The organism is Novipirellula methanifontis, from assembly GCF_052161655.1.
Taxonomy (GTDB): domain Bacteria; phylum Planctomycetota; class Planctomycetia; order Pirellulales; family Pirellulaceae; genus Novipirellula.
In genome coordinates, this window is sequence record NZ_CP197418.1 from 10,452,728 (window position 1) to 10,459,951 (window position 7,224).

General features: G+C 55.5%; 6 protein-coding genes. 4 read left to right on the plus strand and 2 right to left on the minus strand.

The features are described 5' to 3' along the window. Positions 1 to 64: 64 nt before the first annotated feature. Complete coding sequence (locus SH528x_RS37205; RefSeq protein WP_442508471.1) at positions 65 to 1,123, minus strand: ThiF family adenylyltransferase; 1,059 nt, start codon at positions 1,121 to 1,123, stop codon at positions 65 to 67. A gap of 194 nt (positions 1,124 to 1,317) precedes the next feature. On the opposite strand from SH528x_RS37205, the gene ccsA reads away from it, so the two are divergent. Both ccsA and hemA read left to right on the plus strand, forming a co-directional pair. Next, on the plus strand, positions 1,318 to 2,241 hold the full coding sequence (ccsA, locus tag SH528x_RS37210; RefSeq protein ID WP_442508472.1) for a cytochrome c biogenesis protein CcsA: 924 nt from the start codon (positions 1,318 to 1,320) through the stop codon (positions 2,239 to 2,241). Continuing rightward, on the plus strand, positions 2,238 to 3,521 hold the full coding sequence (hemA, locus tag SH528x_RS37215; protein WP_442508473.1) for a glutamyl-tRNA reductase: 1,284 nt from the start codon (positions 2,238 to 2,240) through the stop codon (positions 3,519 to 3,521). The genes ccsA and hemA overlap by 4 nt, the downstream gene beginning before the upstream one ends. A gap of 143 nt (positions 3,522 to 3,664) precedes the next feature. Here the strand turns inward: hemA and scpB are convergent, their stop codons facing one another. After that, positions 3,665 to 4,903 carry an SMC-Scp complex subunit ScpB gene (scpB, locus tag SH528x_RS37220; protein WP_442508474.1) on the minus strand — a complete coding sequence of 413 codons (1,239 nt, stop codon included), beginning with the start codon at positions 4,901 to 4,903 and terminating at the stop codon, positions 3,665 to 3,667. Positions 4,904 to 5,155: 252 nt separating this feature from the next. On the opposite strand from scpB, the gene SH528x_RS37225 reads away from it, so the two are divergent. Next, the gene (locus SH528x_RS37225) at positions 5,156 to 5,893 is read left to right on the plus strand and encodes a hypothetical protein (protein ID WP_442508475.1); all 738 of its coding nucleotides are present in this window, start codon (positions 5,156 to 5,158) and stop codon (positions 5,891 to 5,893) included. Next, positions 5,890 to 7,077 (plus strand): cysteine desulfurase family protein, encoded by a 1,188-nt coding sequence (locus SH528x_RS37230; protein ID WP_442508476.1) that lies wholly within the window; start codon positions 5,890 to 5,892, stop codon positions 7,075 to 7,077. Before SH528x_RS37225 ends, SH528x_RS37230 begins: the two co-directional genes overlap by 4 nt. Positions 7,078 to 7,224: the final 147 nt, after the last annotated feature.

The window sequence follows — 7,224 nt, forward strand, 5'->3', positions numbered from 1 at the left end:
AGTTTCGACTTGTTCGGCGATTCACGAAAGTTTTGGCGACTTTCGCTACGGGGGGTGACGCAAACTAGCCACCTACAAAGCGATCGTACAGCGTTCGCGCCTTGCTGGGGTCTTCGGTACCGTCGACTACGGCACGGCCGTCGGCAAACAGTGTCAGTCTCAGTTCCGCTTCATTCGCTTGCGCTGGAATCGTCAAGCGAACAAAAAACGGATTGGCTTGCACCTCGCCTTGCCCCTGCCATCGCTGGGCAACCTGTTTCAGTGCGATCTTGGCGGTCGTTGCAGGCGTGATCTGCACGGCATCGCGGCCGCAGATTTCCATGGCGGCACCCGATCGCTCGTGATCGGCGTCTAGAAAATCGTACTTCTGCTGGGCACATGCGCGGCACGATTGACTTAGACCCGCATCGAGTTGCAGAGCTCGGAACCGGTTCCGCCATAGATCAAACGACCAGACTTCATCGTGGACCGCTTCGCGGTTACCGGACAGCCATTTGATCGCCTCCATGCACTGCAAGCTGGCGATCATGTGCGTCGCCGCACCAAGCACACCGGCGGTATCACAGGTGGGCACTGAAGCAGCCGGTGGCGGCTCGGGAACGAGGCAGCGGAAACAGGGTGATCCTAACCCGTTAAACAAGCACACCTGGCCACTGGCGCCAATGCATCCGCCATGCACCCAAGCGGTTTTTTGTTTCAGTGACCAATCGTTCAGCAGGAAACGGACCGCAAAATTATCAGCGGCATCGATCACCAAATCGGACCCGTCAAGCACATCGGAGATATTGCCGGCGGTGACATCGATCACGAGGGGGTCGATCTGGATCGTGCTATTGATTTGAGCAATTCGTTCACTCGCCGCTTGCACTTTGGCACGGCCTTTTGCCGCGTCGTCCTCGTCGAACAATGCTTGTCGCTGCAAGTTCGTCCATTCGACGAGATCCCGATCGATCAACCGCAACCGTCCCACCCCAGCTCGGGCCAGGATCTCGGCAGCCACACTGCCCAACGCCCCACAGCCCAGGATTGTGACAGCCGATTGCTCGATCCGCGATTGGCCTGCCGCACCGATCGGAGCATATTGGATTTGGCGAGCGTAGCGATTGTGATGGGAATCTGGCATCGTAGTTTCGTTGCTTCGAGAACATGCCAAGCTGACAAATTTTGGCAAGTGTGTAGGATGGTTGCTGGAAAAGCGTTGTAAATTCCGCTGTGACGCGGTTGAGCCCGCTGTCGTGGGTCCCCCGTTCGCTGTGGCTTGCCCCACGGCACCCCCCCTCGAGCGTCACAGTCCCCCAAGCCCCAAAAACCTCCACGATGCTCGCTATTCTTAGCAAGATTACCGTGACTTGTTTCTTCGCGAGCTACATCGTTGTGCTCGTCTTAGAACTACTCCGCCTGCTAGGCAAGATACCTGGCCGCGGCCTGCTCGTCATCGTGATGATGTCGCTGGGGCTGTTCGCGCACACCAGTTATTTGGTGCTGCGTACGGTGGATGTCAGTGGCGAGGGTGACCGCGGTCTGCTGGCGAGCTGGTCAGAATGGTCGCTGCTGTTGGCCCTCGGGATGGCGATTTGCTTTTTGGTTTTCTATCTGCGGCGACCCGATACGATCATCAGTTTTTTCTTTTTGCCGATGATCCTTGGTCTGATCGGGTTGTCGATTGCCGTACGACCGATGGCTCCGTTTTCACGCAGCGAGGCAGCAGAGGTTTGGTTGAGCATCCATGCTTTTGGTATGGCCACCGGTGCCGGTGCCGTGTTGATCGGTTTTTTGGCCGGCGTGATGTATTTGGCTCAATCGTCGCGACTGAAACGAAAGCGAGCTGGTTCGACACTGCGATTGCCAACGCTCGAAACGCTTGCCCGACTGAACCGCCGCTGTTTGATCGTCAGCACCACGGCGGTCTCGATTGGCGTGGTCGCGGGAGTGGTGATGAATTTGAATCGTTGGGGACATGTCGGATTGACCGAGGGAGGGACCCTGCTCAGTTTCCTACTTTTGGTGTGGTTGATCGTGGCGACGTGTGTTGAGTTTTTCTATGCCCCCGCGAGCCAAGGTCGCAAGGCGATCTATTTGACGTTGGCGAGTCTTGGCTTTCTGTTGCTCGCCTTCTTTGGCGTGCTGACATCGTCTCACGGTAGCGGCGAAACCCCCGATGTAAATAAACCTGATTCAGCAGCCACTGATGCGATCGTGACGACTGCACTAGCGCAGTCTCCTGAGGTGCAACAATCATGAAATTGCAAATGATTGGTTGTAGCCATCATGATGCTGCGGTCGAATTCCGCGAACGCATTTCGTTTACCGCCGACCAGGTTGGCACGGCTCTGCACGATTTTCGCGAGCGTTTTCCCGCCGCCGAGGTCGTGCTGCTGAGCACATGTAACCGTGTCGAGTTGTACGCATCCACCAACGACGATTCGCTCGGTTTGGATCGTGATGCCGTTGCCGATTTTCTCGCGGGCCAACATCACATGACGGCCGACGAAGTCATCCATCACATGATCTATCGGACCGGTCCCGAAGCGGTCGAGCATCTGTTTACCGTGGCTGCGAGTCTGGACAGCATGGTACTCGGTGAAGCCCAGATCTTGTCGCAAGTCAAACAGGCCTACGACTTGGCGTGCAATAGTGGCTCGGCGGGACCGTTAACACATGCGGTCTTTCAAGCGGCCAACCGCACCGCGAAACGTGTCCAACAAGAGACGTCGATTCATCGTCGCCGCATCAGCGTGCCGAGCGTGGCGGTCGGCGAAGTCGTCCCCGAGGTCTTTGATTCGCTACACGACAAACAAATTGTTGTCTGTGGAGCGGGCGAGATGGGCGAAGAAACGCTGCCGTACCTAATCCAAGCGGGCGCGACCAAGATTACGATCATCAATCGCAGTTCTCATCGAGCGGAGGAATTAGCCAGTCGCTTCAATGCGAAAACGGCACCCTGGGAATCATTGACCGAGAAATTGATCGAGGCCGACTTGTTGATCGGGACCACCAGTTCTCCGGAGCCGATCGTCAACCGAGCGATGTTCGATTCGATTCGCAGCAAGCGACAAGGCCGCGTGTTGTTGATCCTGGATCTAGCGGTGCCTCGCGATTTTGATCCCGCCTTGGGTGATTTTCCCAACGTTTATCTGTATCAGATCGATGATCTGAAAGCGGCCTGCGAACGCAATCGGCGTGAGCGTGAGAAGGAATATCCCAAGGCTCAGCAAATCATCGCGGATGAGACCGAGCGTTTGATCTTGGCCGTTAATCACCGATCCACCGGTCCGGTGATTCGCCGTTTACGCGAAAATGCGGCTGGGATCAAAGAGGAAGAGCTGAAGCGGTTGAAGAACAAGCTCGAGCAATTAAACGTGGACGCCTCGGTAATTCAGGAGATCGACAAATCGTTCGATCGCTTGACCAATAAATTGCTGCATCCGCCGCTGTCATCGGTCCGCGACGATGCCGCCGAGGGGCACCAACGCGGGTTGCTCGAAGCGCTGCGGCACCTGTTCAATCTGGGTGACGAGTAAACGTAGCAATCACCATCAAAACCCAATACATGAGTTTTGACGCAAATTCCCCGGACTAAAGGCCGAGGCTAGCGAAAATTGTCGCTCTGCGACAGCAAATATCGCAACTGAAAAACGCTGCCAGCGGCCGAGAGTAACGACGACTAAGTCCAATCCTCGTCGTCGTCTTCCTCTTCTTCTTCATCGTCGTCCCAGTCGTCGTCCTCGTCGTCGTCTTCCCACTCATCGTCTTCATCGTCGTCGTCGACTTCTTCCCAGTCGGCGTTTTCTTCTTCGACTTCGTCGTCGTCATCGTCTTCATCGAGGTCATCCTCGTCGAGATCTTCGTCGTCGTCGTCATCGTCGTCGAGATCATCATCGTCATCGTCGTCGTCGTCCCAATCATCGTCGACGTCGTCATCCTCGTCATCGTCGTCGCCATACAACTCGTCTTCTTCATCCTCGATGATGGACTGCGCGTCGTCGACGATACCCGTATTGGGATCAAACGAGTTTTCAGCGGGACCTAGGGCGACCAGAACTTCTGAATCGGCTTCGGAGAGAACCGATGCTAAGGCGGTGCTCACGACAGACTCCTTCGTGGATGAAAAATTATCGTTAGTGGACGGATCAAGGGATGTTGAATCTAGGGTTTCTTCGGCTTCGTTTTCAGCAGCGGGATCGGGCTGGGCTTCTTGTAGAATCTGCCACTGGATCGGAGGCAAATTGTCGGTGTTTGCCAATCCGAAAGTTTGTAAGAAACGTTTGGTGGTTCCGTAAAGATACGGTCGGCCTAATTCTTCGCTACGGCCTGCTATGCGTACTAAGTCCTTTTCCATCAACTGTCGCAACAAATCACCGCAAGCCACACCGCGAATTGATTCGATGTCCGCTCGGGAAACCGGTTGACGGTAGGCGACTACCGCAAGCGTTTCCATCATCGGCGTCGACAACCGCATGGCTAAAGGCAAATGTCCAAGTCGAGCCAACCAAGGGGAAAGTGCCGCTCGGGTCATCAGACGATAACCACCCGCGATCAGTTCCACTCGAAACGCTCGACCATAGGTTTCGTACGTACTATTGAGGTCGCGGACAAGTGTACGGGCCTCGGTTGCATCCGCCAAGTGAGCCAATTGGGCAAGTTTTCGAAGCGTTATAGGGGATTTTGAGAGAAACAGAACCGCTTCGGCACGTTTTCGTTTCTTCTCGACACTATCATCCACCGGACTGGGGCTGAGCGGCACGTCGTCCGCAACCGATTCGTCCTCCAAAGCCGGATCGGAATCCCGCCCCCCTAACACGCTGTAGGGCCGCGATAAGCGAGGATTTACCACCGGCATTAACGCCAAGTGACCTCGATCACGCGAACTTCGCAGGGTTAAGATGGATGGGTTACGTTTCATCACTCTACGCGTCAGGATGGCTTAAGATATCAATCACGATTTGCGAAGAATTGCGACGAAATCCGCTCGCTACGAAACGCATATACTGTTTGACAATCGTTCGTATCCCCTCGATTCTTCACTTTTTCCGCAACATCTTTCATCAAGGCTCCCTTGTCTACCACGGCATCAACATCATCGTCTGGTCGGTCTCGCGGCTCCGAACCGCGAACGCTCCGTAAACAACGAGGTTCTCTGCGGCGATGGGTCATCGTGATCGGAACGATTCTCGTCTCGTTGTTTGTCTTGCTATTCGTTCGAACTCAGGGATTTGTCAGCGGCCGGGAAATCTCGCCCGATAATTTCTTGATGCGGGATTTTCAGTTTTACGAGATCCCAATTGTCCATTTGCAGATCACTCCGATCCGTCGTACCGCATCGACTCCGAAAACGGCAATCTACCTGCGTCAGAAAAAGCTGATCGTCGATCCTGTGCCTGCCACCGACCGTTGGGATTTAGTTCGTATTTCGCGAGGGTTCTCTGGTTCCACCCCCAGGGATGGTCAACTTTTGGTCGATCAGCTGTCGCTCGAGCACCAAGGTAACGAATATTGGCGGCAATGGAGCATCGATCGTCCTGGTCAAGCCAAAGTATTTTGGCCGGTGATCCAGCGGCTCGCCGATCGCGAACTCTATTTACTGATGCCGCCGCTGTTTGAATTGGCCCAGCGAAAGCAAACCGCGGCCGAGCTGGGCTCGAAAATCGACCAAATGCTTGTGATTCAGTACCGAGATTTGATCCTCGACATGCGATCGGCCAAACGTGACGAATTGGCCACTGGATTGTTGGACGAAGCATTGAAGGATTTTCCCGACGCGAAGGAGTTGAAGGCATTGTCGCAGCCCGACGCCGGGGGTGCCCCCGAAGCAAGCCAGACATCTGAATCCAGCCTGCCAACCAAAGCCAGCCTGCCACCTGAATCAAACCTTAGCGAATTGGGTGCCAAGTGATCTATCTCGACAATAATGCCACCACCGAGATCGATCCTCGCGTCGTCGACGTGATGCTGGACGTGCTCCGTAGCGGCCCCTGCAACGCATCGAGCCAACACGCGATCGGTCGTGCGGCGAGGCTGCGGATCGACGAGGCGATTGACGTGATCGGTTCAGCGATCGATTCGCCCTTGGATCAACCTGGCGGCCCCAGGCTGATTTTTACCAGTGGGGGCACGGAATCGAACAATCTCGCCCTCACCGGACTTGCCGATCCCAATGCGCCAATCGTACTGAGCCGGATCGAGCACCCCAGTGTGATTGCGGTTGCCGAACATCTGGCCGCTCAGGGACGCGAAATCCGCTGGTTGGATGTCGATAGTGCTGGGGTCGCCAAAATCGACTCGCTCGCCGAATCGATCCAAAGCGGCGATCGACCCGCCGGGTTGGTGTCGTTGATGTCCGCCAACAATGAAACCGGAGTGATCCAGCCGATCGAGCAAGCGGCCCAGATTTGCCGCGATCTTGGCGTGACATTCCATGTCGATGCGACCCAGTCGATCGGAAAAGTACCGATCTCGTTTGGCACACTCGGTGCGTCCGCGGTCACAATGTCGGCTCACAAATTCCATGGCCCCACCGGGATCGGCGGTCTGTGGCTCGACGGTGGCGTCAAACTGCGACCGTTACTGCACGGCGGTGAACAGCAACTCGAAAGCCGTCCTGGGACCGAGCCGGTGCCGCTGATCTGTGGGATGGCAACCGCACTGCAATTGGCGACAAGCGAATTGCCAGAGACCCAGCCTCGGCTGAGCTCGCTGCGAGACCGCCTCGAACAGGGTTTGCGATCGGCTCATCCCGACTTGGTCGTGCATGGATGCATCCGTCACGGAGTCGAAGCCTTTTGGGCTCCCCGACTTCCTAACACGACATGTCTGTCGTTTTTGGGAGCGGATCGGCAATCAATGTTGATGGCATTGGACTTTGCCGGCGTCGCTTGCAGCAGCGGGTCAGCGTGCAGCAGCGGCAGCAGCCCCCCCAGCCATGTGCTGTTAGCGATGGGATTACCCGCAGAACAGGTGCAATCGGCACTAAGGTTTGGGGTATCAAAGTTTTCCACGGAGAAAAAAATAGACGAGTCAATCGAACGTATCTCTATATGCTACAATCGTTTAACGCAAAAACGGACTGTGGAAAACTAAACATTTTCCCCCTCGTTATCCATCTTTGATTCGGTATAATCCCGCTGAGTTTGAAGGACGTTCTGCGTCGCCGCACGCAGAACAAGTAGGTTTCGAATTTATGAACCTTCCTACGACGCGGCGACGTGGGATCACGACATTGCTGTT

Excerpts from the sequence above, each read along its gene's own strand:
- SH528x_RS37205 (WP_442508471.1), bottom strand. The coding sequence starts at position 1,123 with ATGCCAGATTCCCATCACAATCGCTACGCTCGCCAAATCCAATATGCT.
- ccsA (WP_442508472.1), top strand. The coding sequence starts at position 1,318 with ATGCTCGCTATTCTTAGCAAGATTACCGTGACTTGTTTCTTCGCGAGC.
- hemA (WP_442508473.1), top strand. The coding sequence starts at position 2,238 with ATGAAATTGCAAATGATTGGTTGTAGCCATCATGATGCTGCGGTCGAA.
- scpB (WP_442508474.1), bottom strand. The coding sequence starts at position 4,903 with ATGAAACGTAACCCATCCATCTTAACCCTGCGAAGTTCGCGTGATCGA.